At 65.7% G+C, this 23,830-nt stretch carries 21 protein-coding genes; 10 read left to right on the forward strand and 11 right to left on the reverse strand.

The features are described from left to right. Nucleotides 1-4: 4 nt before the first annotated feature. The 6 genes from I6F38_RS14060 to I6F38_RS14085 are packed head-to-tail and all read left to right on the forward strand — an operon-like array spanning nt 5 to nt 6,192. A complete protein-coding gene (locus I6F38_RS14060; protein WP_225160755.1) occupies nt 5-715 on the forward strand; it encodes a DUF1028 domain-containing protein in 711 nt (236 codons plus the stop codon). Beyond that, the gene (locus I6F38_RS14065; RefSeq protein WP_225160756.1) at nt 712-1,701 is read left to right on the forward strand and encodes an ABC transporter ATP-binding protein; all 990 of its coding nucleotides are present in this window, start codon (nt 712-714) and stop codon (nt 1,699-1,701) included. Before I6F38_RS14060 ends, I6F38_RS14065 begins: the two co-directional genes overlap by 4 nt. Continuing rightward, nucleotides 1,698-2,795 (forward strand): dipeptide ABC transporter ATP-binding protein, encoded by a 1,098-nt coding sequence (locus tag I6F38_RS14070; protein ID WP_225160757.1) that lies wholly within the window; start codon nt 1,698-1,700, stop codon nt 2,793-2,795. The genes I6F38_RS14065 and I6F38_RS14070 overlap by 4 nt, the downstream gene beginning before the upstream one ends. A 17-nt stretch (nt 2,796-2,812) precedes the next feature. Further along, entirely contained in the window at nt 2,813-4,324 is a 1,512-nt protein-coding gene (locus I6F38_RS14075) for an ABC transporter substrate-binding protein (protein ID WP_225160758.1), read from the forward strand. A 31-nt stretch (nt 4,325-4,355) separates the two neighbouring features. Then, nucleotides 4,356-5,297, forward strand: coding sequence for an ABC transporter permease (locus I6F38_RS14080; RefSeq protein WP_016842919.1), 942 nt, complete (start codon nt 4,356-4,358; stop codon nt 5,295-5,297). A gap of 4 nt (nt 5,298-5,301) precedes the next feature. Continuing rightward, the gene (locus I6F38_RS14085) at nt 5,302-6,192 is read left to right on the forward strand and encodes an ABC transporter permease (protein WP_225160759.1); all 891 of its coding nucleotides are present in this window, start codon (nt 5,302-5,304) and stop codon (nt 6,190-6,192) included. Nucleotides 6,193-6,467: 275 nt separating this feature from the next. On the opposite strand, the gene I6F38_RS14090 is transcribed toward I6F38_RS14085, so the two are convergent. The 6 genes from I6F38_RS14090 to I6F38_RS14115 all read right to left on the reverse strand — a co-directional run bounded on the left by I6F38_RS14090 (nt 6,468) and on the right by I6F38_RS14115 (nt 13,607). Continuing rightward, complete coding sequence (locus I6F38_RS14090) at nt 6,468-7,211, reverse strand: hypothetical protein (protein ID WP_057017604.1); 744 nt, start codon at nt 7,209-7,211, stop codon at nt 6,468-6,470. Nucleotides 7,212-7,342: 131 nt separating this feature from the next. Next, nucleotides 7,343-10,444, reverse strand: a complete 3,102-nt coding sequence (locus I6F38_RS14095) for a multidrug efflux RND transporter permease subunit (protein WP_038383847.1) — start codon at nt 10,442-10,444, stop codon at nt 7,343-7,345. An 81-nt stretch (nt 10,445-10,525) separates the two neighbouring features. Continuing rightward, nucleotides 10,526-11,719, reverse strand: a complete 1,194-nt coding sequence (locus tag I6F38_RS14100; RefSeq protein ID WP_076827115.1) for an efflux RND transporter periplasmic adaptor subunit — start codon at nt 11,717-11,719, stop codon at nt 10,526-10,528. A 1-nt stretch (nt 11,720) separates the two neighbouring features. Next, on the reverse strand, nt 11,721-12,422 hold the full coding sequence (locus I6F38_RS14105) for a TetR/AcrR family transcriptional regulator (protein ID WP_076827113.1): 702 nt from the start codon (nt 12,420-12,422) through the stop codon (nt 11,721-11,723). A 64-nt stretch (nt 12,423-12,486) separates the two neighbouring features. Further along, nucleotides 12,487-13,077: a thiamine pyrophosphate-dependent enzyme gene (locus I6F38_RS14110; protein ID WP_225160760.1), complete on the reverse strand. Its 591-nt coding sequence runs from the start codon at nt 13,075-13,077 to the stop codon at nt 12,487-12,489. Continuing rightward, on the reverse strand, nt 13,074-13,607 hold the full coding sequence (locus tag I6F38_RS14115; RefSeq protein ID WP_225160761.1) for a thiamine pyrophosphate-binding protein: 534 nt from the start codon (nt 13,605-13,607) through the stop codon (nt 13,074-13,076). Before I6F38_RS14115 ends, I6F38_RS14110 begins: the two co-directional genes overlap by 4 nt. 204 nt (nt 13,608-13,811) lie before the next feature. Between I6F38_RS14115 and I6F38_RS14120 the strand changes: the two genes are divergently transcribed. Together I6F38_RS14120 and rocD are read left to right on the forward strand one after the other, a co-directional pair. After that, a complete protein-coding gene (locus tag I6F38_RS14120) occupies nt 13,812-15,035 on the forward strand; it encodes a cytochrome P450 (RefSeq protein WP_225160762.1) in 1,224 nt (407 codons plus the stop codon). Between the two features lie 117 nt (nt 15,036-15,152). Beyond that, entirely contained in the window at nt 15,153-16,367 is a 1,215-nt protein-coding gene (rocD, locus tag I6F38_RS14125; RefSeq protein ID WP_225160790.1) for an ornithine--oxo-acid transaminase, read from the forward strand. Between the two features lie 522 nt (nt 16,368-16,889). On the opposite strand, the gene I6F38_RS14130 is transcribed toward rocD, so the two are convergent. Further along, entirely contained in the window at nt 16,890-17,348 is a 459-nt protein-coding gene (locus tag I6F38_RS14130; protein ID WP_225160763.1) for a hypothetical protein, read from the reverse strand. A 51-nt stretch (nt 17,349-17,399) separates the two neighbouring features. Between I6F38_RS14130 and I6F38_RS44220 the strand changes: the two genes are divergently transcribed. Further along, nucleotides 17,400-18,323, forward strand: a complete 924-nt coding sequence (locus tag I6F38_RS44220) for a Spy/CpxP family protein refolding chaperone (protein WP_225160764.1) — start codon at nt 17,400-17,402, stop codon at nt 18,321-18,323. Between the two features lie 144 nt (nt 18,324-18,467). Continuing rightward, a complete protein-coding gene (locus I6F38_RS14140; protein ID WP_225160765.1) occupies nt 18,468-19,145 on the forward strand; it encodes a potassium channel family protein in 678 nt (225 codons plus the stop codon). 42 nt (nt 19,146-19,187) lie between these two features. On the opposite strand, the gene I6F38_RS14145 is transcribed toward I6F38_RS14140, so the two are convergent. The 4 genes from I6F38_RS14145 to I6F38_RS14160 are packed head-to-tail and all read right to left on the reverse strand — an operon-like array spanning nt 19,188 to nt 23,828. Further along, the gene (locus tag I6F38_RS14145) at nt 19,188-20,051 is read right to left on the reverse strand and encodes a sugar phosphate isomerase/epimerase family protein (protein ID WP_225160766.1); all 864 of its coding nucleotides are present in this window, start codon (nt 20,049-20,051) and stop codon (nt 19,188-19,190) included. After that, nucleotides 20,051-21,259, reverse strand: coding sequence for a dihydrodipicolinate synthase family protein (locus tag I6F38_RS14150; protein WP_225160767.1), 1,209 nt, complete (start codon nt 21,257-21,259; stop codon nt 20,051-20,053). Before I6F38_RS14150 ends, I6F38_RS14145 begins: the two co-directional genes overlap by 1 nt. Before the next feature lie 14 nt (nt 21,260-21,273). Further along, a complete protein-coding gene (locus I6F38_RS14155) occupies nt 21,274-22,425 on the reverse strand; it encodes a Gfo/Idh/MocA family oxidoreductase (RefSeq protein WP_225160768.1) in 1,152 nt (383 codons plus the stop codon). Next, the gene (locus I6F38_RS14160) at nt 22,422-23,828 is read right to left on the reverse strand and encodes a hypothetical protein (protein ID WP_225160769.1); all 1,407 of its coding nucleotides are present in this window, start codon (nt 23,826-23,828) and stop codon (nt 22,422-22,424) included. The genes I6F38_RS14155 and I6F38_RS14160 overlap by 4 nt, the downstream gene beginning before the upstream one ends. Nucleotides 23,829-23,830 lie beyond the last annotated feature (2 nt).

Consider the following 23,830-nt stretch of genomic DNA (forward strand, 5'->3'; position numbering starts at 1 on the left):
TGAGATGACCTGGTCGATCATCGCCCGCGACAGCGCCACCGGCCAGCTCGGCATCGCCGTCGCGACGCGGTTCTTCGCGGTCGGCGCGCTGGTGCCGCACATCGCACCCGCAATCGGCGCGGTGGCGACGCAGGCGCTGGTCAATCCTTATTACGGCATCGACGGCCTCGCGCTGTTACGCAGCGGCGACAGCCCGCATGAGGTGATCGCGGCGCTGATTGCGCCCGACAGCGGCCGCGAAAGCCGGCAGCTCCATGTCATGGACGCCAGGGGCCGCATCGCGGCGCATTCCGGCAAGGACTGCGTCGACTGGTTCGGCCATATCGCCGGCGACGGGTTCTCGATCGCTGGCAACATGCTGGCCGGCCGCGCGGTGCTCGACGAGACCGCGCGCGTCTATGCCGCGAACGAGAAGCTGCCGTTCGCGGAGCGGCTGATCAAGGCGATGTTCGCCGGCGAAGCTGCCGGCGGCGACAAGCGCGGCAAGCAGTCGGCGGCTCTCTTAATTCACGGCGCGGAGGAATGGCCATTGCTCGATCTGCGCGTCGACGACCACGCCGATCCCCTGCGCGAGCTCGAGCGGCTGGAGGCCGTCAGCCGCGAGCACTGGGTGCCGTTCCGGAGCTTCATGCCGACCCGCGAAAACCCGGCCGGAACTAGCGATCGTGCCACGATCGACGCCGGCATCGCAGCGGCAACCACGAGCCGTAAATGACGGCAGGCCCGCTGATCGAGATCGAGGGCCTGCGCGTCACCTTCCAGGGCGATGACGGCCGCACCACGCATGCCGTCGACAGCGTCGATCTTTCCGTCGCCAAGGGCGCCACGCTTGGCCTCGTCGGCGAGTCCGGCTGCGGCAAGAGCGTGACCTCGCTCGCGATCATGGGGCTGTTGCCGAAGCAATCCGCCGCGGTGTCCGGCGCGATCCGCTTCGACGGCTTCGACCTGCTCGAGGTGCCGGACGAGACGTTGCGCGACCTGCGCGGCGATCGCCTCGCGATGATCTTCCAGGAGCCGATGACCTCGCTCAATCCGAGCTTTACCATCGGCGACCAGATTACGGAGACGATTCTGCGCCATCGCGGCGGCTCCCGCCGCGCGGCGCGCGAGCGCACCATCGAACTGCTGCGCCGCGTGCATATTCCCTCGCCCGAGAAACGCGTCGACGAATTTCCGCACAAGCTGTCCGGCGGCATGCGCCAGCGCGTGATGATCGCGATGGCGCTGGCCTGCGATCCGCAGCTTCTGATTGCCGACGAGCCGACCACCGCGCTCGACGTCACCTTGCAGGCCCAGATCCTCGATCTGATGCGGGAGCTGAAGGCCGCAAGCGGCGCCGCGATCATCCTGATCACCCACGATCTCGGCGTCGTCGCCGAAGTCTGCGACGAGGTCGCGGTGATGTATGCCGGCGAAATCGTCGAGCGCGCGCCGGTCGACGAGCTGTTCGCCAATCCGCAGCATCCCTACACGGTCGGCCTGCTCGGCTCGATCCCGCGGCTCGACCGCCGCACCAGCCACCTCGCCACCATCGAGGGCATGGTGCCGAACATGGCGAACCCGCCCGCCGGCTGCCGCTTCGCCGCGCGCTGTCCGTTCGTCGAGGATGCCTGCACCCAATCGCCGCCGCCGCTCGCGCTGCTGAGCGCGACCCACGCCTCGCGCTGCATCCGCGCGCCGCTGGAGCGGCTGGTGTCATGACGGCGCTGCTCGAGGTCGAAGGACTGGTCAAGCATTTCGTCGCCGAACGCTCGCTGTTCGGCCGGCCGACCGCCCATGTGAAGGCGGTCGACGGCGTCAGCTTCACGGTCGAGGCCGGCAAGACGCTGGCGCTGGTCGGCGAATCCGGCTGCGGCAAATCCACCGTCAGCCGGCTGGTGCTGCGGCTGATCGAGCCGGATGCCGGACGGATCCGCTTCGAGGGCCGCGACCTCGGCACGCTCAATGCCGAGCAGCTCCGCGCCTTCCGCCGCGACGCCCAGCTGATCTTCCAGGACCCCTACGCCTCGCTCAACCCGCGCATGACGGTGAGCCAGATCCTGACCGAGCCACTGGCGCTGCACAATCTTGTGCCGCCGCCAGCCCGCCGCGAGCGGGTCGAGCAGCTGTTGCGCCTGGTCGGGCTCGAGCCGCGGTTCGCGCGGCGCTACCCGCATGAATTCTCCGGCGGCCAGCGCCAGCGCATCGCAATTGCCCGCGCGCTCGCGGTCGAGCCGAAGCTGATCATCTGCGACGAGCCGGTGTCGGCGCTCGACGTCTCGATCCGTTCCCAGATCCTGAATTTGCTGCGCGACCTGCAGGATCGTCTGAAGCTTGCCTACATCTTCGTCTCGCACGATCTCGCCGTTGTGAAGCACATCGCCGATCGCGTCGCGGTGATGAATCTCGGCACCATCGTCGAGACCGCCGATGCACAAGCGCTGTTCGCCGCGCCACGCCATCCCTATAGCCGCGCGCTGCTGTCGGCGATCCCGGTGCCGAAGCCGCGTGCGAAGCGCAGCCGCATCGTGCTGGAGGGTGAGCTGCCGAGCGCGCTCAATCCGCCCTCCGGCTGCCGCTTCCATACCCGCTGCCCCTATGTGATCGCGCGCTGCCGCAGCGAAGTGCCGCAATTGCGCGAAGATGGCACCGGATATGCATCGGCCTGTCACCGGACGGGCGAACTGCCCGACGCGGAGGCGATCGTGCCCTCCGATGGCGGGTTCTCGCCGACACTGGAAAAGCTGGTGGCGGCGTTCAATGCGGCGGAAGCCTCGGGACAGCCCGGGGTTATTTCACAGGGAACAGAGGCGTAGGGAATAAGGGGTTGGCGATGAGATTTTGGCGCTTGGCGGTCCTGATGGCGGCCCTCGTGACATGGTGCGGAACGAGCGCGCGTGCCGAGACGACACTTCGCATCGGGCTCGCCGAGGACCCCGACATCCTCGATCCTTCAATCGGACGCACCTATGTCGGCCGCATCGTCTTTTCAGCCTTCTGCGACAAGCTGTTTGACATTGACGAGAAGCTGAACATCGTTCCGCAACTCGCGCTGTCCTACGAGAACTCGGCCGACGGCAAGGAGATGACGATCAAGCTCCGGCCGGGCGTCAAGTTCCACGACGGCGAGCCGTTCGACGCCGAAGCCGCCAAATTCTCGCTGGAGCGCCATCTGACGTTGCCGACCTCGTTTCGCAAACCGGAATTGGCTGCGCTCGACCACGTCGACGTCGTTGATCCCCTGACCATCAAGCTGGTGCTCAAGACGCCCTACTCGCCGCTGATCGCCCAGTTGACCGACCGCGCCGGCATGATGGTTTCGCCGAAGGCGGTGAAGGAAGCGGGTGACAAATTCGGACTGCATCCAGTCTGCGCCGGACCCTACAGGTTCGTCGAACGCGTGCAACAGGACCGCATGGTGTTCGAGAAATTCGGGGATTACTGGAACAAGGACAACGTCTTCATCGATCGCATCGTGTTCCTTCCTATCGTCGATGCCACGGTGCGGCTCGCCAATCTGAAATCCGGCGGGCTCGATCTGATCGAGCGCGTGCTCGCCACCGATATCAAGGACGTCCGAAGTGACAAGCGGCTCGTGCTGTCGACCGCACCTGAACTCGGCTATCTCGGCCTCACCATCAACATCGGCAACGACAAGAGCAAGGGGCCGCTCAGCCAGTCGGAAAAGGTGCGCCAGGCGCTCGATCTGTCGATTGACCGCGAGGCGCTCAACCAGGTCGTCTTCAACGGCGAGTTCACGCCGGGCAATCAGTGGGTCAGCCCGACGCACCCTTACTATCAGAAGGCGTTTCCGGTTCGGGGACGCGACATTGCCAAGGCCAAGGCGCTGCTGAAGGAGGCCGGGGTCACGCTGCCCGTCGCCATCGACTACATGGTCCCCAAAGGCGCCGAGAACGAAGCCGTGGCCCAGGTCGTGCAGTCGATGGCGGCCGAAGCCGGCTTTGACATCAAGATCCGCGTGGTCGAATTTGCGACGACTTTCAAGCAGGCCCAGGCCGGCGAATTTCAGGTGTTTCAGATCAACTGGAGCGGCCGGATCGATCCTGACGGCAATTCCTATGTCTTCCTGCACACCAAGGCGCCGCAGAACGACGGCGGCTATTCCAACGCGGAAGCCGACAAACTGATGGAAGAGGCGCGGCTGATCAACGATCCCGCCCAGCGCAAGGCGATCTACGAGAAGATGACCAGGATCGTGCTCAATGACGAGCCAATCATCTACATCTATCACCGCACACTCCTGATCGCCCACTCCACCAAGGTCGAGGGTTACCGGCAGATGCCGGACGGATTGGTGCGCGTGGTCGGGCTGAAATTGAAATGATCGCCACAGCGCGGGACACGCGGGGCCGACAATGCTGAACTTCCTCGCCAAGCGGCTGGTTCAGCTGGTCCCGACGCTGTTCTTCGTCTCGCTCCTGATCTTCTCGCTGCAACATTTGCTGCCCGGCGATCCGGCACTCGTCATGGCCGGCGAGGAGCGCGATCCGGCCGTCATCGAGCAGATCCGCCAGCAATACCATTTGGATCAACCGATTCCGGTGCAATACGCCTATTGGGTCAAGGGCGTGCTCACGGGCGACCTCGGCGAGTCCCTGCGCAACAAGATGCCGGTGTCGAGCCTGATCGCGCAGAAGCTGCCGGTTACGATGCAGATCGCCGGCATGGCGATCGTGGTCGCCTTCCTGATCGGCATTCCCGCCGGCATCATCTCGGCGGTGAAAATCGGCACGGCGTGGGACTATGGCGCCAATTTGTTCGCGCTGTGGGGCATCTCGACGCCGAATTTCTGGCTCGGCATCATGCTGATCTTCCTGTTCTCCGTCGAACTTGGCTGGCTGCCGGCCTCCGGCTACGTGCCGCTCAGCGAAAACTGGCGCGCGAGCCTCGCCGCATCGGTCATGCCGGCCTTCGTGCTCGGCAATGCGATCGCGGCGATCCTGATGCGGCATACGCGAAGCGCGATGCTGCAGGTGCTGGAGAGCGACTATGTCCGCACCGCGCGCGCGAAGGGCCTGTCCGAGCGCACGGTGATCCTCAAGCACGCGATGCGCAACGCGCTGACGCCGATCATCACGCTCGGCGCGCTCGAGCTCGGCACGCTGCTGTCGGGTGCGGTGCTCACCGAGCAGATCTTCTCGATCCCGGGCTTCGGCAAGCTGATCGTCGATGCCGTGTTCAACCGCGACTATGCGGTCGTGCAGGGCGTGGTGCTGACCACGGCGACGATCTACATCACGCTCAATCTGATTGCCGACATCGCCTACATCCTCGTCAACCCGCGGCTGAGGGGCTGATTGGATGACCGACGCTGCACTCAGCCCCCTCGCTCCGCTTGCCGCCGCCGAAACGCTCGAGAGCCCGGCGCGGCGCGCCTGGCGGCGGCTGATCCGGCGCAAGGGTGCCGTGCTCGGGCTCACCGTGATCGCGCTCTTCATCCTGCTCGCCGTGTTCGCGCCGTTGATCGTGCCCTATGATCCGGTCGCGACGAGCTGGTCGCTGGTACGCAAGGCGCCGTCGGCGCAGCACTGGTTCGGCACCGACGAGCTCGGCCGCGACGTGTTCGCCCGCGTCGTGTTCGGCGCCCGCGCCTCGCTGCTTGCCGGCGTCATCTCGGTCGGCATCGCGCTTGCGGTCGGCGTGCCGCTCGGCCTCGTCGCCGGCTATCGCGGCGGCTTCATCGACGCGCTGATCAGCCGCATCACCGATGCGATGCTGGCCTGCCCGTTCCTGATCCTGGCGATCGCGCTCGCGGCATTCCTCGGCCCGAGTCTTAGCAATGCCATGATCGCGATCGGCGTCTCGGCGACCCCGATCTTCATCCGCCTGACCCGCGGCCAGGTGATGAGCGTCAAGGTCGAGGATTATGTCGAGGCGGCGCGCGCCATGGGCAATCCGCGCTGGCGGATCGCGCTGGTCCACATCCTGCCCAACATCCTGCCGGCGCTGCTGGTGCAGGCGACGCTGTCGATCGCGGCCGCGATCATCGCCGAGGCCGCGCTGTCGTTCCTCGGCCTCGGCCAGCAGCCGCCGGCGCCGTCCTGGGGCAGCATGCTCAACGCCGCGCAACGCTTCCTGACCAGCGCGCCATGGATGGCGGTCTGGCCAGGGCTTGCGATCTTCCTGGTCGTGTTGTCGTTCAATCTGGTCGGCGACGGCCTGCGCGACGCGCTCGACCCGAAGGCGCGGTAGTGGATTCGTGCCACAGCGAGCGCCTATGCTCTCTCCGTCACCCCCGCGCAAAGGCTCGCCTTTGTCGCTGGAGGAGCGCGCATCTTGCGCGCGTCTCGAAGGGTCGACGGCCACCGACCGGGCCGTTCATCCTTCGAGGCTCGCTTCGCTCGCACCTCAGGATGACGGGACACCAAGTTCTCGTCATTGCGAGCGAAGCGAAGCAATCCACCATCACCGAGCATGCGGAGCTATGGATTGCTTCGTCGCTTCGCTCCTCGCAATGACGGCGGAAGCTAAATCACCACTTCCCTTAGCACCCTGCGGCAATCCATCTCGTATTCGAGATCGACGACCGGCGGGCGGCAGAAGTGCCAGGTCAGGCCGGAGCGGGTGGCGCCGCGGCGGACCAGCTCGTCGACGAGCACCGGATGGATGTCGTGCACGGTGTAGGCCTGCACCGCCGTCGTCTCCTGCCAGCCGAAGCTGAACTCGGCGAGACGGCGTTCCATCTCGCCGGCGGTGAAGCGGACCTTCTCCCGCCACGCGCCGGGACTGAGATCGCGATAGCAGACGATGCGGTCGGGATAGCTGGCGGTGCCGCCGCGTGCCTCGGCGCCGCCGGCGATCACGAAGGACGGCGACGTCGTCGTGCTCGGCCGCGTGAACGAGAACGCATGGAACGACGGCTCGGCCGGCGGATCGATCTCGGGACAGACGTTGCTGCGCGCCACCGGATTGATGGTGCCGTCGAACAGGCCCCATTCGGCGAGCGTCTTGACGTAGTGCTGGTTGAAGGCCCGGAAGCCGTCCTCGGTGAAGGCGGCCGGCGAGCGCAATTCGCAGGCGCAGAACGCGGTCAGCGGCCGGCCGGCGTCCCGGATGTAGGCCGCGATCCGCGCAAAACCTTCCGCGAGCGGCAGCAGGCGATCGAAGCGCACCCGCTCGATCTCATAGCCCGCGTTCGCCTGCGCGCCGCTTGAATATTGGAACACGGCCGGAATGAACCGGTAGTTGCCCGCCGCAAACTCGCTCGCCATGCCTGTTTCCTCCGGATTTCCTGAGGCGAGTGCTTTCTGCCCGCCGTCGGCAAAGCCTATCACGGGACAAAGAAAAGGCGGCAGTGGCTTTCGCCAGTGCCGCCTTCCCTGCGAGCATGAGCTTGGAGGGCTCAGGTCGGTTTCAGCGCGCCGCCACGCTGGTCGAGCTCGTAATCGGCGATCTGCTTGGCGCGATCGGAATGGGCCGCGGCCTGGTGGTCGGTCGCGATCACCGTGTAGACCATCGGCAGCACGAACAGCGTGAACAACGTGCCGATCGTCATGCCGGCCACGACCACAAGCCCGATCGAGAAGCGGCTGGCAGCGCCGGCGCCCGAGGCCGTGAGCAGCGGCAGCAGGCCGGTGACCATGGCCGCCGTCGTCATCAGGATCGGACGCAGGCGGATCCGGGCGGCCATCTCGATCGCCGCGCGGCGGTCCAGTCCCTCGTTGAGCTGCAACTCGTTGGCGAACTCCACCATCAGGATGCCGTGCTTGGTGATCAGTCCGACCAGCGTCAGCAGGCCCACCTGGGTGTAGATGTTCATGGTGGCGACGCCGAAGAACAGCGGGATCAACGCGCCGACGATCGCCATCGGCACCGAGATCATGATCACGAACGGATCGCGCAGGCTCTCGAACTGCGCCGCCAGCACCAGGAAGATGATGATGATGGCGAACGCGAAGGTGACCAGCAGCTGGTTGCCTTCGTGGACGTATTGCCGGGAGTCGGCCAGGAAGTCGTAGCTGAAGCCGGACGGCAGCTTCTTGGCTTCACCCTGCAGGAACTCCACCGCCTGGCCCATCGAGACGCCGGGCATCGGCACCGCCTGGAAGGTCGACGAGTTGAGCTGGTTGTAGTGGGTCAGCGCGTTCGGATCGACGCCGGTCTCGACCGAAACCACGGTCGACAGCCGCACCAGCTGCCCGGTCGCGGTCGGGACGTAGTAATCGTTGAATGCCTCGGGCGCGAGCCGGCTGGCGCGCGGCACCTGGGGGATCACCTGATACGAGCGTCCTTCCAGATTGAAGCGGTTGACATAGTTGCCGCCGAGCAGCGTCGCCAGGGCGCCGCCGATCGACTGCATGGTGATGCCGAGGTCGCTCGCCTTGGAGCGATCGACCTTCACCCGGACCACCGGCTGGTTGAAGTCGAGGTCGCTGTCGGTGACGATGAACAGGCCGCTCTTGCGCGCCGCATCCTTCAGCTTGCTCATCTGGTCGAACACCTGCTGGAATCCGGCCGTCGAAGAGATCACCATCTGCACCGGCAGACCGCCGGGGCCGCCGGGCAGCGGCGGCAGGCTGAACGCGAACGCGCTGATGCCCTCGATCTTGGACAGCTCGGCCTGAACCAGCGGCTGCAGCGCCTGCGCGCTGCGCTTGCGCTCATCCCACGGCTTGAGCAGCATGCCGGCGAAGCCGCCCTGCGGACCGGTGATGCCGTTCAGGATGAACCGCAGGTCGGTCTCGGGAAACTTCTGGAACTCCTTGTCCATCTTGTCGCCGTAGAAATCGATGTAGTCGATGTTGGCGTATTTCGGCGCCTTGGTCACCGCGAACACGATGCCCTGGTCCTCCTGCGGCGCCAGCTCCTTCTGGATGTGCATGTAGAGGAAGCCGACCAGACCGAGGATGGTCACGGCGAACAGTGCCGTGATCGGGCGGTAGTCGAGCGAACGGTCGAGCTGGCGGCCATAGGCGCGCGTCAACGCGCCGAACACGCGATTGACCAGCCTGGCGAAACGCCCCTCCTCCGCGCTCTTGAGGAACACCGAGCACATCATCGGCGACAACGTCAGCGCGATCACGCCCGACACGATCACCGAGCCCGCCAGCGTGAAGGCGAACTCGCGGAACAGCGTGCCGGTCACGCCGCCGAGGAAGCCGATCGGCGCGTACACCGCCGCCAGCGTGATCGTCATGGAGACGACGGGACCGACGATCTCGCGGGCCCCCTTCAGCGATGCCTGCACCGGTGGCAGGCCCTCCTCGAGATGCCGATGGATGTTCTCCACGACAACGATCGCGTCGTCGACCACGAGGCCGATCGCCAGCACCATCGCCAGCAGCGTCAGCAGGTTGAAGCTGAAGCCGGCGGCCAGCATCAGGATGCAGACGCCGATCAGCGACAGCGGGATGGTGACGACGGGAATGATCACCGACCGCAGCGAGGCCAGGAACAGGAAGATGACGACGACGACGATCAGGACCGCTTCGGTGAGCGTCTTCTCGACCTCATCGATCGACGATTGAATGAACTTGGTGGAATCGTAGGCCACCTTCATCTTCATCGACGGCGGCAGGTTGCGCTCGAGGTCGGGGAACAGCGCGCGCACGCCCTTCACCAGGGTCAGCGGGTTGCCCTGCGGCGTCGCCTTGATGCCGATGAAGATCGCATGCTCGCCGTTGAAGGCGACGCTGGCGTCCGTGCTCTGCGCCGCGAGCTCCACCGTCGCGATGTCCTCGATGCGCACAAAGCCGCCGTCCTTCGCCTTCACGATCATCCGCTTGAACTGATCGATGTTCTGAAGGTCGGTATTGGCCGAGACGTTGGAGACGATGAAGAAGCCCTTGGTCTGGCCGGCGGCGGCCTGGAAGTTGTTGGCGGCGATCGCGGCGGCGACGTCGTTGGGCGACACGCCGCGTCCGGCCATGCGGGTCGGATCGAGCCAGACGCGCATCGCGAAGGTCTGGCCGCCGAGGATGTCGGCCGAGGCGACGCCATCGACCGTCGAGAGCACCGGCTGCACGACGCGGGTCAGATAGTCGGAGATCGACGATCCGGTCAGCTCCTCGCTGGAGAAGCCGAGATACATCACGGCGATGGTGTCACCGGTCGCCTTGGTCACGACGGGATCGAAGGCTTCCTTCGGGATCAGGTATTTGACCGAGTTGACCTTGGCGAGCACCTCGGTGAGCGCCTGGTTCGGATCGTGATTGAGCTTGACGTAGACCTGAATCGTCGAGGTGCCGAGCACCGAGTTCGACGTCATGTAGTCGACGCCTTCGGCCGACGCGACGGCCTGCTCGATCGGCGTGGTGATGAAGCCGTTGATCAGCTCGGGCGACGCACCGGGGTATGACGTGGTGATCGTCACGACGGTGTTCGAAAGATTCGGATATTGCCGGATTGGCAAAACCATCGCCGCGCGCAGGCCGATCAGCAGGATCAGCAGGCTGACGACGACCGACAGCACCGGGCGCTTGATGAAAATATCAGTGAAGGCCATCGCCAACTCGATTCGTGTTCTGCCGGCTTGCGGCAAGATGCGGCGGAGGGCCGATGGCCCTCCGAGTTCGATGAATGAAGATCAGTAGCGCGGAGGTTCGGCCGGAACCGGCGGCGGCGGATCGGTCGAGATCGCAACCGGCATGCCCGACTGCAGCTTGATCTGGCCGACTGCGACGACCTTGTCCCCCGCCTTCAGACCCTTGAGGATCTCGACACGGCCCTCGACGCGGTTGCCGGTCTTCACGAAGGTGCGGTCTGCGGTCAGGGTGGTCTTGCCGTCGTCGCCCTTCTTCTCGGTGATCAGGAACACCGAGTCGCCGTACAGCGTGTAGTCGACCGCGGTTTCGGGAATGGTCACGACCGGCGGCTTCCCGGGCAGCACGATCGTGGTGGTCGCGAACATGCCGGGCTTGAGGATGCTGTCCGGATTCTGGATCGTGGCCTGAACCCGGATGTTGCGGGTGTCGGTCGCGATCTGCGGCTCGATGGTCGTGATCTTGCCCTCGAAGGTGCGGCCCGGATAGGCGTCGACCGAGACCCGTACGGCCTGGCCGACCTTGATCTGCGAGCTCTGCTTCTCGGTGACGGTCAGGTTGGCGTACAGCACCGACAGATCGGTCAGCGACACGATCTGCGTGCCGGCCGTCAGGTACTGGCCGACTTCGACCTGGCGCACGCCGAGATCGCCTTCGAACGGTGCGCGCACCAGCTTCTGCGAGATCAGCGCTTCGGTCTTGGCAATGCCCGCCTTGGCCTGGTCGTAAGCCGCCTGCGCCGTATCGACGGTCGATTGCGGACCGAACTGGCGCGACGCGAGTTGCTTGGCGCGGTCGAGCTGCAGCTCGCCCACGGTCGCCTGCGCCTTGTAGTTGGCGAGGTCGCCCTGCTCCGGTGCGTCGAACAACTGCACCAGCGGCGTGCCGGCCTTTACGTGGCTGCCGGCGGTGAACTGGATCTCGGTGATGCGGCCCGGCACGTCGGTCGTGACGTTGACCTGGTGCACGGCGACGAGATCGCCGACAGCGGTCAGCAGGTTCGGAATCACCTCCGTCTTCGCCTCGACGGCCGACACGTTCGCCGGCGGCGGCTTATTGTTGGCAAAGAACTGCGCGATCATGTGGCTGCGGAAGGCGTTGAAGCCGACCAGCGCACCGACGAGCAGGGCCAGCAACAGGCCTACGATGATGAACCAGCGCACCATGCGGACGGGACGCTTGGCTTGCTTCTCCTTGATCGGTTGCCCCGAGATGTGGCTTTCGGTCTGAATATTCATGTCATGCACTTTCTGCAGTTACCGACGGTCCTGCGATCGGCGACGGCTGGCGGCCCAAATGAGTTGAAATTGCGGCTTCGGTAAGTCCGATGCCGCGAAGGATGAATTGGCAAAGCTGCCGCTCCGCCGCGGCGGCATCGCCGTAGGGGAGACATGGTGTCGCAGGCAGCTGGGTCAGCGCACCCATCAGTACGGTATGGTGCGCAAACCAGAACAGGTTGAGCGGCTCGTCGCCGATCTTCGTGGCCTCGCCGGCGGCGATCGCTCGCTCGAGCGAGGCGGCGAAGGTCGGGCCGATCAGCTTGCCGACCTTGTCATAGAGCAGGCGCGCGAACTCGCCGTCGTCGAGATGGCTCGTCACCATCAGCCGCATCCGCTGCGTCTCTTCCTGGTCCGGCGCATCACGCAACTGCATGAAGTGATCGACCATGCCTTGCACCAGCTCGACCAGGGTCGCGGTCGAGGGCTCCTGGCCGAGCAGATGCGCGAGATCGGGATCCGCCTCGCACTCCTCGGCAAGGATCTCGGCATAGAGCGCCGCCTTGGACGGGAAGTGCTTGAACAGCAGCCCTTCCGAAATGGCAGCCGCGGCCGCCACGCTCTTTGTCGTGGTGCCGGCAAAGCCGCTGCGGGCGAAACACCGCTTGGCGGCGCTCAGGATCAACTGACGCCGCAAGTCACTCGTCATGCGTAAGGTAGACATTTGGGTCGTGAGTAATCACTCACTTTACCAAAAGTCAAGGTTCTATTGCACCGCGAAAGCCACTTTAAATAGGAGTGTGGCCGATCGACCCTCTGATGCGGTTCACGAGGTAGGTGCCGTCGCGGCTGGACAGCACGCGCTCCACATTGGCCCCGTCGATCTTCGCGCTGGCGAACCGCGGCCCGGCCGTAACGTCTTGCAAAGACGAGGCAAAAGCCTCGACCTCAGCCATCGTGCTGATAGCCCGGCTATCCCCGATTCCGCAGGCTTTGGCAACACCCACGAGGTCGGCGGTTCCGCCGGTGTGGCTGGCTTGGCCGCCGGTCTCGCCGTAAGCCTCATTGTCCAGCACGATGATCGAGAGATTTTTCGGCTGCTGCAGGCCGACGGTGGCGAGGCTTCCCATCCCCATCAACATCTCGCCGTCGCCGGTGATCACGACGACCGGCAGCGTCGGCTGGGCCAGCGCGAGGCCGAGCCCGATCATCACGGCGCCGCCCATGCCGCCCCAGAGATAGAAGTTGCGGTCGTGGTCGCCGGCAGCGGCGATGTCATAGGTCGAGGCGCCGAGGCCGCCGACGGCGAACGCGCCCTTGCGATCTTTCAGCAGTTCGGAAACGACGGCACGGCGGTCGAGAAGATTGGCTTTGCTCATTTGGTGAAGACCTTTGCCCCGATCAGGCGCTGCGACAGCAGGACGGCGGTGGGCGTGCAGGCGTTATAGGCCTGCGCCGCGCCGGCCTCGACGACTTCGCGGACCTCGTCAGGGTGCGAGGCGCGCAGCACCTTGATCCCGGACAGTTCGAGGATCCCCTGCGTGTTCGAGCCCATCGGCACCTGCCAGGGATTGAACTCGCCCCATTCGCCGCGCATCGTCACCAGCGTGAGGAACGGCAGGCGGAATATCTGCACCAGCGACAGCATGTTGATGCAATTGCCGACCCCACTCGACTGCATCAGCAGCACGCCGCGCTGGCCGCCGGCCCAGGCGCCCGCGAGCAGCGCCACGCCCTCCTCCTCGGTGGTCAGCGCGATGCCGCGCATCGAGGACGCCCCCAGCACCCGCTCGATCAGCTCTGAATGCCCGGCGTCCGGCACGTAGGGCACCTGACGCACCTCGAAGCGCTGCAATATCGAGAAGATCTCCTCGGGCCAGGAGGCCGCAGTGTCGGCACGGGCATGCATTGGCGTTTCCGGTCTTGTTGTTTGGTCGCGACTGTAGAGGGGCGCGTGCGCTTCATCAAAGCGCAAAACCGCATATGGCTCTGCGATTTGCTCGCACCACGCGACGCCCGGCGCGCTGTTCCCGGCACCTGGCAAATTGTGTTGCGCGGCCGCCGCCCGCGGCTTACGATAGTTGCAAATGAAACTAATTGGGTTGGATGCGCCATGAACGGACACGCGCGCGAGCTGGCTGGCGGCTTCGACCTCGAGAGGCTGACGCCGGAGTTCTACGCCGACCCCTATCCGACCTATCGCGCATTGCGCGAGAACGCGCCGGTCAAGCGGCTGCCGAACGGCTGCTATTTTCTCACCCGCTACGACGATCTCATCGCCGCCTACAAGAACACCAAGGCATTCTCCTCCGACAAGAAGAAGGAGTTCTTGCCGAAATACGGCAACTCGCTGCTCTACGAGCATCACACGACAAGCCTCGTCTTCAACGATCCGCCGGCGCATACCCGCGTGCGGCGGCTGATCATGGGCGCATTGTCGCCGCGGGCGATCGCCGGTATGGAGCCCGACCTGATCGCGCTGGTCGACAGCCTGCTCGACCGGATCGAGACCCGCGACCGCTTCGAGCTGATCGGCGACTTCGCCTCGGCAATTCCGGTCGAGGTGATCGGCAATCTGCTCGACGTGCCGCACGACGAACGCGAGCCGCTGCGCGACTGGTCGCTGGCGATCCTGGGCGCGCTGGAGCCGGTGATCGGCAAGAAGGCGTTCGACCGCGGCAACAATGCGGTGAAGGATTTCCTCGCCTATCTCGAAACGCTGGTTGAACGCCGCCGCGCCAAGCCGGGCAATCCCGAACGCGACGTGCTGACAAGGCTGATCCAGGGTGAGGATAATGGCGAGCGGCTGACCGCGAAGGAATTGCTGCACAACTGCATCTTCCTGCTCAACGCCGGCCATGAGACCACGACCAATCTGATCGGCAACGGGCTGGTGACGCTCAGCCAAAATCCGGATCAGAAGCAACGGCTGATCGCGCAACCCGAGCTGATCAAGACCGCGGTCGAGGAGATGCTGCGCTACGAAAGCTCGAACCAGCTCGGCAACCGCATGATCGTGGAGGAGACCGAGCTCGGCGGCATCAAGCTGCCGGCGGGCACGCTGGTCACGCTGTGCATCGGCGCGGCCAACCGCGACCCCGCGCAATTTCCCAACCCCGAAGCTTTCGACGTCGCGCGCACGCCGAACCGCCACCTCGCCTTCGGCACCGGCGCGCATCAATGCGCCGGCATGGCGCTGGCGCGCCTCGAAGGCGCCATCGCGATCTCGCGGTTCCTCAAACGCTTCCCGAACTACGCGCTCGACGGCGAGCCGGTGCGCGGCGGGCGGGTGCGCTTCCGCGGCTTCCTCAGCGTGCCCTGCAGCATCAGCGCATAAATTGTCCCCTGCGAATTCGGCCGGCGACACACTTCCCTGTGGAGGAACTGATGCCCAAATCAACTGCAGGCACGATTTGATGTAATCTCTCGTGCGCTGCAGCGGGAGTGACGCATGATGAATGCATCGGTCACTGATTTCCTCGCAACCGAGGCGCAGTTCGGCACTTACAATTACGAGCCGATCGGGGTCGTGCTGTCCCGCGGCGAAGGCGTCTGGGTCTGGGATACCGATGGCAACCGGTACCTCGACTGTCTCTCCGCCTATTCGGCGGTGAGCCAGGGCCACTGCCATCCTAAGATCCTCGCAGCCATGATCGAGCAGGCGCAGCGGCTGACGCTGACCTCGCGCGCCTTCCACAACGACCAGCTTGCTCCCTTCTACCGCGAGCTCGCGGAGCTGACCGGCTCGCACAAGGTGCTGCCGATGAACAGCGGCGCTGAAGCGGTGGAGAGCGCGATCAAGTCGGTGCGCAAATGGGCCTATGAGGTCAAGGGCGTGCCGGACGGGCAGGCCGAGATCATCGTCTGCGCCAATAATTTCCACGGACGCACGCTCGGCATCGTCGGCTTCTCGACCGACCCCGGCTCGCGCGACCATTTCGGCCCGTTCGCGCCGGGCTTCAAGATCATCCCGTTCGGCGATGCCGCCGCGCTCGCGCAGGCGATCACGCCGAACACCGCGGCCTTCCTGGTCGAGCCGATCCAGGGCGAAGCCGGCGTCGTGATTCCTCCGCCAGGCTATTTCGTCCGCGTGCGCGAGCTGTGCACCGCGCACAATGTGATGCTTGTGCTCGACGAGATTCAGACCGGGCTCGGCCGCACCGGCAAGCTGCTCGCCGAGCAGCACGAGGGGATCGAGGCCGACGTGACGCTGCTCGGCAAGGCGCTGTCGGGCGGCTTCTATCCGGTGTCGGCGGTGCTTTCCAACAACGCCGTGCTCGGCACGTTGCGGCCCGGCCAGCACGGCTCGACCTTCGGCGGCAATCCGCTGGCCTGCGCGGTGGCGCGGGCGGCGCTGCGCGTGCTGATAGACGAGGGAATGATCGAGAACGCGGCGCAACAGGGCGCCCGCTTTCTCGCCGGATTGCAGGACATCCGCGCCAACGTGATCCGCGAGGTGCGCGGGCGCGGGCTGATGCTGGCGATCGAGCTGCATCCGGAAGCCGGCGGCGCCCGTCGCTATTGCCTGGCGCTGCAGGCGCGCGGCATCCTCGCCAAGGACACCCATGAGCACACCATCCGGATCGCTCCGCCGCTGGTGATCACGGGCGATCAGGTCGACTGGGCGACGGAGCGGATCGCGGCGACCCTCACGCAGGACGTCTCCTGACGGTTCCCCTCGCCGGAAGACCGTAACGCCGGCCGTGGCCACAACGAACGAATCCGACGTCGGTGCGTTAAAGTACTGCGGGCGACTGTTGAACGGAGAGCTAAGCTCATGCTTTCCCGCAGCGCTTTGTTTGTTGTCTTTTCGATTGGCGGCTCGATGCTCGTGGCGCACGGCGGCGCGTCCGCCCAGCCACACGGAAAGGGTCCACCGGCGGCAAGGCCGGCTGCACCGGCCGCAATGGCGCGTCCCGCCCCGATGGTACACGCCGCCCCTCCCGCGATGGCCAGGCCGCCCGCAATGGCGAGACCGCCTGCAATGGCGCGGCCACCCGCGATGGCACGGCCGGCAGCACCCGCGTTCCACGCCCCGCAGCGACCGGCGATGGCGCCGCGCCCGGCCCCGCATTTCGCCGCCCCGTCGGTACGCCAGGCCCCCCATATCGCCGCGCCGCGTGTCGCAACGCCACGCCCCGAATTCCGTCGCGGAGCACCGCAGCGCCAGGCTCCGCATATCGCGGCGCCATCACGCCCGAGCCCACCTTCGCGCTTGAGCGAGCGGCCGTCGCCGACGGAGCGCGTTCAACAGCGCGCGCAGCAGCAGCAGCAGCAAATGATCCAGCAACGCCAGCAGGCGGCGCAGCAGCGGCAGCGTGACGCGCTCTCGCGCCAGACCACCGAGCGGCAAACCCGGATCGATCGCCTGCAGCAACGCGTGCAGCAATTGCAGTCGCAAAAGGTCCAAGGCGCACGCGCGCAGCGCGTCCATGACCGCGCCCTGCAGGCGCAGAACCGCCTGTTGCAGCGCGAGCAGCGCGCGCAGCAGGCCGACGTTGCCCGCCAGCAGCGATTGGCGCCGGCAGCGACGGTTGGCGCCGCGGTCGCGACCACGGCCGCGACGCAGGCGGCGCAGCGCGAGCGATTTGCCGCGCGCTTCCGCGAGCAGGCAGGTGCGCAGGGCCAGGCAGGGCTTGCGGCGCGCCAAGGCGGCTGGGCGCCCCGGCATGCCTGGCGCCGCGGCAGCCACGCGGCCTTCGTGGCGTGGCTTGGGCCGGTGTTCTGGCCCTACGCCTATTCGGACATCTTTGACTACACGTTCTGGTCCTATGCCTACGAGCCCGGCTATTGGGCCTACGCCTATGACGACTTCGTCGACACCGTGTTCTGGGACACCAACACTCCCTACTCCGCCTATGCCAGCATCAGTCCTGGCGACTATCCGGCGACCGCGGGCCGCTATCGGTCCCGTCAACGCACCGACACGAGCCCACAGGCAATCAAGCAGCTCTGCGGCGAGCCGGACAAGGGCGTCACGGCCTGGCCGCTTGCCGACATCGCGCGGGCGGTACGGCCGGACCAGCAGCAGCGCGCGCTCCTAGATGAGTTGAAGACATCAGCGGCAACGGCCGCCGATATCTTCAAGGACTCCTGCACGGACAGCTATGCCATGACGCCCACCGGCCGCTTGCGGTCGATGGAAAACCGCATCAGCGCGACGCTCGAGGCGATCAAGATCGTGCGGCCTGCGCTGGAGAATTTCTACAGCTCGCTCAGCGACGAGCAACAGGCCCGCTTCAATGCGCTCGGTCCACATGTCGGCGAGCGTTCGCCGCAGCAGGAGGCGACCGCGCAAGCCGGCAATTGCGGCGATTCGAAATCCGACCTGGCGCACCTGCCGATCAACCGGATCGCGGCCTCGCTTCATCCGGCCGGCAAGCAGAAGGAGGCGCTCGACCGCCTGAGCGATGCGACCACAAAAGCCATCGCGGACCTGCAGGCGGCCTGCCCGAACGACGTGCCGCTGACACCGGTCGGCCGGCTGGAGGCGATGCAGCACCGGCTCGAGGCCATGCAGAAGGCCGCGAAGCTGATCGAGCCTGCACTGGACGAGTTCTATGCGATGCTGAGCAGCGAGCAGAAAGCCCGCTTCAACACGCTGCAGCGGGTCGCGAGCCCCTGAGACGGCCGGCCGGCGCTCCGGATCGCCGGGCGCGCCACAGAATGCCAGTCCCCCATCTTGCCTTTGCGGCCGGCGCGCAGCAATGTCTGTCACCGGCATCACGATGCAATGCCGAATGACGGGGCGGGAATGAAGCGCGGCTGGATGAGCACTGGCGAGCTACGCGAGCGCTGGGGCGATTCCTTGTTGACGGTGCTCACTGTCCTGCTCCTGGTCATGATTTTCGTGGTGGCGCCGTTGCAGGCGTTGGGCCTGTTCGAATTCCAGATTTTTGAGCTTCTGCTCGCGCTGGTCCTGGTCGGCGGCGTCTTCCTGATGTCAGGCAGCACGCTGGCGGTCGTCACGATGCTGGTCGCGCTTGTCATGATCGTCACGGGCGGGATCCTGAGACTACGCTCACCTTCAATTTTCGATCTCAACCTGTTCGCCGCATCCTGGCTGCTCGTCGGCCTCACCATGGCCGTGACGGTGGCGCGCGCGACGTTCGCGCCAGGCCGCGTCACCTATCACCGTGTGATCGGCGCGGTCCTGCTCTATCTCACGGTCGCCGTGATCTTCGCGGCGCTCTACACCTTTGTCGGCACGCTGAGGCCCGATGCATTTCCCGGCATGAAGGTGGAAGACAGCCCGACATTGGCGAGCCGCGTCCTCTATTTCAGCTTCGCCACGCTCACGACGACAGGCTATGGCGACGTCGCTCCGTTGCATCCGATCGCGCGGAGCCTGTGCAATCTCGAGGCGATCTTCGGCCAGCTCTACCCGGCAACGCTGCTGGCGCGGCTCGTCACGCTGGAGATCGAGCACCGCAACGAGGAGTCCTGATGGGGCGGGAAGCATGCAGCGCCGTGCCCACCTGACGGTGTACTAGACCACCGTCCGGTGCCGCTCGATGCAGGTTCGCAGCACCTCGTCCAGCGGACGGCCCCACCAGTCATTCGAGAAGATCTCGATCTCCGAATAGCCGTCAAAGCCCTGCGCCTCGACGGCGGCGCGCACCGATCTGATGTCGATGACGCCGTCGCCCATCATGCCGCGGTCGTTGAGGATGTCCTTGGTCGGCACCAGCCAGTCGCAGACATGGAACGCGAGCAGGCGATCCTGGCCGGCGCGCGCGATCTGGCTCATCAGCTCCGGATCCCACCAGACGTGATAGACGTCGAGCGCGACGCCGATCGCGCCGGTTCTGCCGGGATCGAGCGCGTCGCAGATATCGAGCGCATGCCTTGTGGTGTTCACGCAGGCGCGGTCGGCGGCATAGGCCGGATGCAGCGGCTCGATCGCGAGCGGCAGCTTGGCCTGCTTCGCGTAATCCAGCATCTCGGCGATGCCGTCGTGCACCTGATTGCGCGCGGCCGCGATGTCCTTGGACGCGGCGCTGCCTGGCCGTGAATATTGCGGCAGGCCGCCGACCACCAGCACGATGCAGGAGGCGCCTAGTGCCGCCGCCTCGTCGACAGCACGGCGGTTGTCGTCGCGCGCTTCGCTGCGATGCGCGCCATCTGCCGTGAACATGCCGCCGCGGCAATAGCCCGACAGATCGAGCCCGGCATCCCTGACCGCACGGACGGCGCGATCGAGGCCGACGGCTGCGACCTGGTCGCGCCAGGGATCGATGGCGCGGATGCCATGGCGCGCGCAGGCCTCGACGATGGCGAGGAGATCGCCCTGCTTGCGGACGGTCGCTGTGTTCAGCGACAGCCAGCGGTGATCGTTGGAGAAGTCGCGCATCAGGCGTCGATGCCGCGGGTGGCCAGGATCGTCGTCATCCGGCGCGTCGCGAGCTCCGGATTGGCGAGCAGACCGGCCTTGTCGGCGCGCCGGAACAGCTCGGCAAGATGCAAGGTCGAGCGCGCGCTCTCCTGCCCGCCGACCATGGTGAAGTGATCCTGGTGCCCGTTGAGATAGGCCATGAACACGATGCCGGTCTTGTAGAAGCGCGTCGGCGCCTTGAAGATGTGGCGCGACAACGGCACCGTCGGTCCCAGCACATCGTGGAAGCCGGCCTCATCGCCGGCCGCGAGGCGCGACAGCGCGTAGGACGCCGCCGGCGCGATCGCATCGAAAATGCCGAGCAGCGCGTGGGAAAATCCCTTGTCGTCGCCGGCGATCAATTCGGCATAGTTGAAGTCGTCGCCGGTATACATTTTGACCCGCGGATCGAGCCGGCGCCGCATGTCGATCTCACGCTGCTTGTCGAGCAGCGAGACTTTGACGCCATCGACCTTGGCCGCATTGGCGTTGATGATCGCAACCGCGGTGTCCATCGCCTTGTCGAGATCGGCCGTGCCCCAGTAACCTGATAGCGCCGGATCGAACATGTCGCCGAGCCAATGGATGATCACGGGCTCACGAACCTGCGACAGCACGCGGTCGTAGACCCTGGCGTAGTCGTCAGCGCTCTTGCCGAGCTTTGCCAATGCGCGCGAGGCCATCAGGATGATGCGGCCACCGGCCTTCTCCACTGCCGCGATCTGCTCCTCATAGGCACGGATCACATCGTCGATCGACCTGGCATCTTCCACCGCGAGATGGTCGGTGCCGGCGCCGGAGAACACCAGCGCATTGCCCTTCGCCTTTGCCGCCTTCACCGAGCGCTGGATCAGTTCGAGCGAGGTCGGCCAGTCCAGCCCCATGCCGCGCTGCGCGGTGTCCATGGCTTCGGCGACGCCGAGGCCGAGGTCCCAGACATGCTCACGGAACGCGATCGTCTTGTCCCAGTCGATCGCCGCGGCCAGCCAGGGATCGACGTCGGCGCGCGGATCGGCGACCACATGCGCCGCCGAGAATGCCACGCGGTTCAGCGTACCCTCGAGCTTCGCCGGAAAGGTCCGCGACGCCGCCAGGCGATAGGTCTCGAGGCCGCCGCCAGCGGTCGGCAGCTTCAGCGACAGCGATGACTTTGTCATGGCAGGCTTGGGCAGGACTGGCTTGTTCATGGCAAGGTCCTTTCTCAGACTGATATCGGGGCGACGTCGATCCAGCGCCGCTCCTTCCAGCTCTTCAGCGCGCATTCAGCGAGCTGGACGCCCTTGGCGCCTTCGAGCAGGGTGTATTTGTAGGGCGCGTCCTCGCAGACGTGGCGAATGAACATCTCCCACTGTTCCTTGAAGCCGTTGTCGTAGACGACGTTCTCAGGCAGCTTCTGCCAGTCGGCATAGAAATCATGCATCCGCTTCTCGTCCGGATTCCACACCGGCCGCGGCGTCGCCTGGCGTGCCTGGATCACGCAGTCGGTCAGGCCCGCCACCGCCGAGCCATGGGTGCCGTCGACCTGGAAGGTGACGAGGTCGTCGCGGTAGACACGCGTCACCCAGCTCATGTTGATGTGCGCGATGACGCCGCCCTTCAGGCGGAAGGTGGCGTAGGCGGAATCATCGGCGGTCGCCTGGTATTTCTTGCCCTTCTCGTCATAGCGTTCGGGGATGTCAGTCGTGCCGAGGCAGGTCACGCTCTCGACTTCGCCGAACAGATTGTCGAGCACGTAGCGCCAGTGGCAGACCATGTCGAGGATGATGCCGCCGCCGTCCTCGGCGCGGTAGTTCCACGACGGCCGCTGCGCTTCCTGCCAGCCGCCCTCGAACACCCAATAGCCGAACTCGCCGCGCACCGAGAGCATGCGGCCGAAGAAACCGGAGTCGCGCAGGAAAGCGAGCTTCTTCAGGCCCGGCAGGAACAGCTTGTCCTGCACGGTGCCGTGCTTGAGGCCCTTGGCATTGGCGAGCTTCACGACCGCAACGGCCTCCTCGAGATTGGTCGCGATCGGCTTCTCGCAATAGACATGCTTGCCGGCATTGATCGCCTTGGTCAGCAGCGAGGGCCGCGCCTGCGTGGTGGCGGCGTCGAAGAACACGGTGTCGCCCTTGTCCGCGAGCGCACGGTCGAGATCGGTGGTGTGGCGCTCGATGCTGTAGCGTTTTGCCAACGCGCCGACCTTCTCGGCGTCGCGACCGACCAGGATCGGATCGGGCATAACGCGGTCGCCGTTCGCGAGCTGCACACCGCCCTGCTCGCGGATCGCGACGATCGAGCGGATCAGATGCTGGTTGAGCCCCATCCGGCCGGTGACGCCGTTCATGATCAGGCCGAGGCGCTTGGTCGTCATACTGTCTGCTCCTGCGAAACGCGTGGTATTGGCCGCCGCAGCGGCTGCATGGTGGACCAGTCCGGATGGATCGAACTGGCAAAGCCCGGCGCGACGGCGATCGATCCGGTCAGCAGATCGCCGTCATGGATCGCGAGGCGGACCTTGCTGCGCTCGCGCGTGTAAAGATCGGAATGCGCGGTGAAGAAGGCGTCGGCCTCGTCAGCCGGGGTGTCGGCAAAGCCATCGACATAATGATGTCCGTTGCGCTCGGCATGGGTGACGCCGATCAGCGCGCCGAGCGCGAGGTCCTGCTGCACGCCGAGTCCGGCCTGGCAGGTCAGGTCCTCGCCGCTGACGAAATACCGCTCGCCATCCGTGCTCCACGCCGCCGCACGGGTGGCGTTGATGATCGACTTGTAGATGCCCTTGCAGGATTTTGAGGAGATGCCGCGATAGCCGAGCGCGCGCGCCTGCGGGAATGCGTCATAGGAATCGTCGGCTTCGTCGATGATGAAGCCGTGCGCCGCCAGCTTCCCAAGCGGCGAGGCTCTTGTGATATCGCGCGGCATCGGCTGCTCGATATAGAGCAGGTTTGCCCTGATCAGCTGCAGCGCCGCGTCATGGTCGAGCCGGTCGACCAGCGCGTTCAGCGCGGCAAGGTCGGCATATTGCTCGTTGGCGTCGAGCGTGATCATGGTTGCGTAAGGCAGCTTTGCGAGCTCGCCGCCGATCCGCGCCAGCCGCGCCGCGTCATGTGCGGGATCGCCGTTCAGCTTAAGCTTGAAATAGCGCGCACCGGCGTTCTCGTTGCGGTCGGCGACGCCGCCCTCGCCTTCAACCTTGTCGTCCATTCCGACCGTGTGCCTGACGGCGACACGCTCGAGCCGTTTGCGTGTTGAAAGGAACCGCGCGATTGCCGCGTCGTCTAGATCAGGCGTCAGCCGCGCGTCGATGCCGGCGACATTGCCGGCCATGCCGTCGAAGAAGTTCGCGCCGGCCGCGCGCAGCAGCGCATCCAGGATTGCCTTGTCGATCTCGGCCGGGCCAAAGCCGGCGGCAAGCGGCGGAATATCGTCCGCGGCGCAGGCCGCGACTTGCGGGCCGATACGCTCGGCATGGAGGCCGAATGCGGTCTCAAGACCCTTGTTCACCAGATAGAGCTCGCGTGCGGTCGCAAGCGAGCGGCGAAGTCCGTCGAGCGACTGTGCTTCCGTCAGATGCGGCCGCTTGTCGAACCATTTCGGCGCCAGCATCTCGGCGCTGGCGCCGGTGGCGCGGCCCTTGCCCTCCACCTCGATCTCGACGCGCACGAACAACTGCGTCGACGCGGTGATTGTCACCGCGCCGAAGCGGAACGGCCGGGCGAATACCAGCGACCGTTCGAAGAACGCGATATCGTTGACCTTGAGGCGAAGCGGCATTG

It is taken from the genome of Bradyrhizobium sp. BRP56 (assembly GCF_020194035.1).
Classification (GTDB): domain Bacteria; phylum Pseudomonadota; class Alphaproteobacteria; order Rhizobiales; family Xanthobacteraceae; genus Bradyrhizobium; species Bradyrhizobium australafricanum.

Excerpts from the sequence above, each read along its gene's own strand:
- I6F38_RS14105 (WP_076827113.1), bottom strand. The coding sequence starts at position 12,422 with ATGTCTACCTTACGCATGACGAGTGACTTGCGGCGTCAGTTGATCCTG.
- I6F38_RS14095 (WP_038383847.1), bottom strand. The coding sequence starts at position 10,444 with ATGGCCTTCACTGATATTTTCATCAAGCGCCCGGTGCTGTCGGTCGTC.
- I6F38_RS14145 (WP_225160766.1), bottom strand. The coding sequence starts at position 20,051 with ATGCGCGACTTCTCCAACGATCACCGCTGGCTGTCGCTGAACACAGCG.
- I6F38_RS14150 (WP_225160767.1), bottom strand. The coding sequence starts at position 21,259 with ATGAACAAGCCAGTCCTGCCCAAGCCTGCCATGACAAAGTCATCGCTG.
- I6F38_RS14075 (WP_225160758.1), top strand. The coding sequence starts at position 2,813 with ATGAGATTTTGGCGCTTGGCGGTCCTGATGGCGGCCCTCGTGACATGG.
- I6F38_RS14120 (WP_225160762.1), top strand. The coding sequence starts at position 13,812 with ATGAACGGACACGCGCGCGAGCTGGCTGGCGGCTTCGACCTCGAGAGG.
- I6F38_RS14115 (WP_225160761.1), bottom strand. The coding sequence starts at position 13,607 with ATGCATGCCCGTGCCGACACTGCGGCCTCCTGGCCCGAGGAGATCTTC.
- I6F38_RS14060 (WP_225160755.1), top strand. The coding sequence starts at position 5 with ATGACCTGGTCGATCATCGCCCGCGACAGCGCCACCGGCCAGCTCGGC.
- I6F38_RS14070 (WP_225160757.1), top strand. The coding sequence starts at position 1,698 with ATGACGGCGCTGCTCGAGGTCGAAGGACTGGTCAAGCATTTCGTCGCC.
- I6F38_RS14080 (WP_016842919.1), top strand. The coding sequence starts at position 4,356 with ATGCTGAACTTCCTCGCCAAGCGGCTGGTTCAGCTGGTCCCGACGCTG.
- rocD (WP_225160790.1), top strand. The coding sequence starts at position 15,153 with ATGAATGCATCGGTCACTGATTTCCTCGCAACCGAGGCGCAGTTCGGC.
- I6F38_RS14090 (WP_057017604.1), bottom strand. The coding sequence starts at position 7,211 with ATGGCGAGCGAGTTTGCGGCGGGCAACTACCGGTTCATTCCGGCCGTG.
- I6F38_RS14160 (WP_225160769.1), bottom strand. The coding sequence starts at position 23,828 with ATGCCGCTTCGCCTCAAGGTCAACGATATCGCGTTCTTCGAACGGTCG.
- I6F38_RS14100 (WP_076827115.1), bottom strand. The coding sequence starts at position 11,719 with ATGAATATTCAGACCGAAAGCCACATCTCGGGGCAACCGATCAAGGAG.
- I6F38_RS14140 (WP_225160765.1), top strand. The coding sequence starts at position 18,468 with ATGAGCACTGGCGAGCTACGCGAGCGCTGGGGCGATTCCTTGTTGACG.
- I6F38_RS14065 (WP_225160756.1), top strand. The coding sequence starts at position 712 with ATGACGGCAGGCCCGCTGATCGAGATCGAGGGCCTGCGCGTCACCTTC.
- I6F38_RS14155 (WP_225160768.1), bottom strand. The coding sequence starts at position 22,425 with ATGACGACCAAGCGCCTCGGCCTGATCATGAACGGCGTCACCGGCCGG.
- I6F38_RS14085 (WP_225160759.1), top strand. The coding sequence starts at position 5,302 with ATGACCGACGCTGCACTCAGCCCCCTCGCTCCGCTTGCCGCCGCCGAA.
- I6F38_RS14110 (WP_225160760.1), bottom strand. The coding sequence starts at position 13,077 with ATGAGCAAAGCCAATCTTCTCGACCGCCGTGCCGTCGTTTCCGAACTG.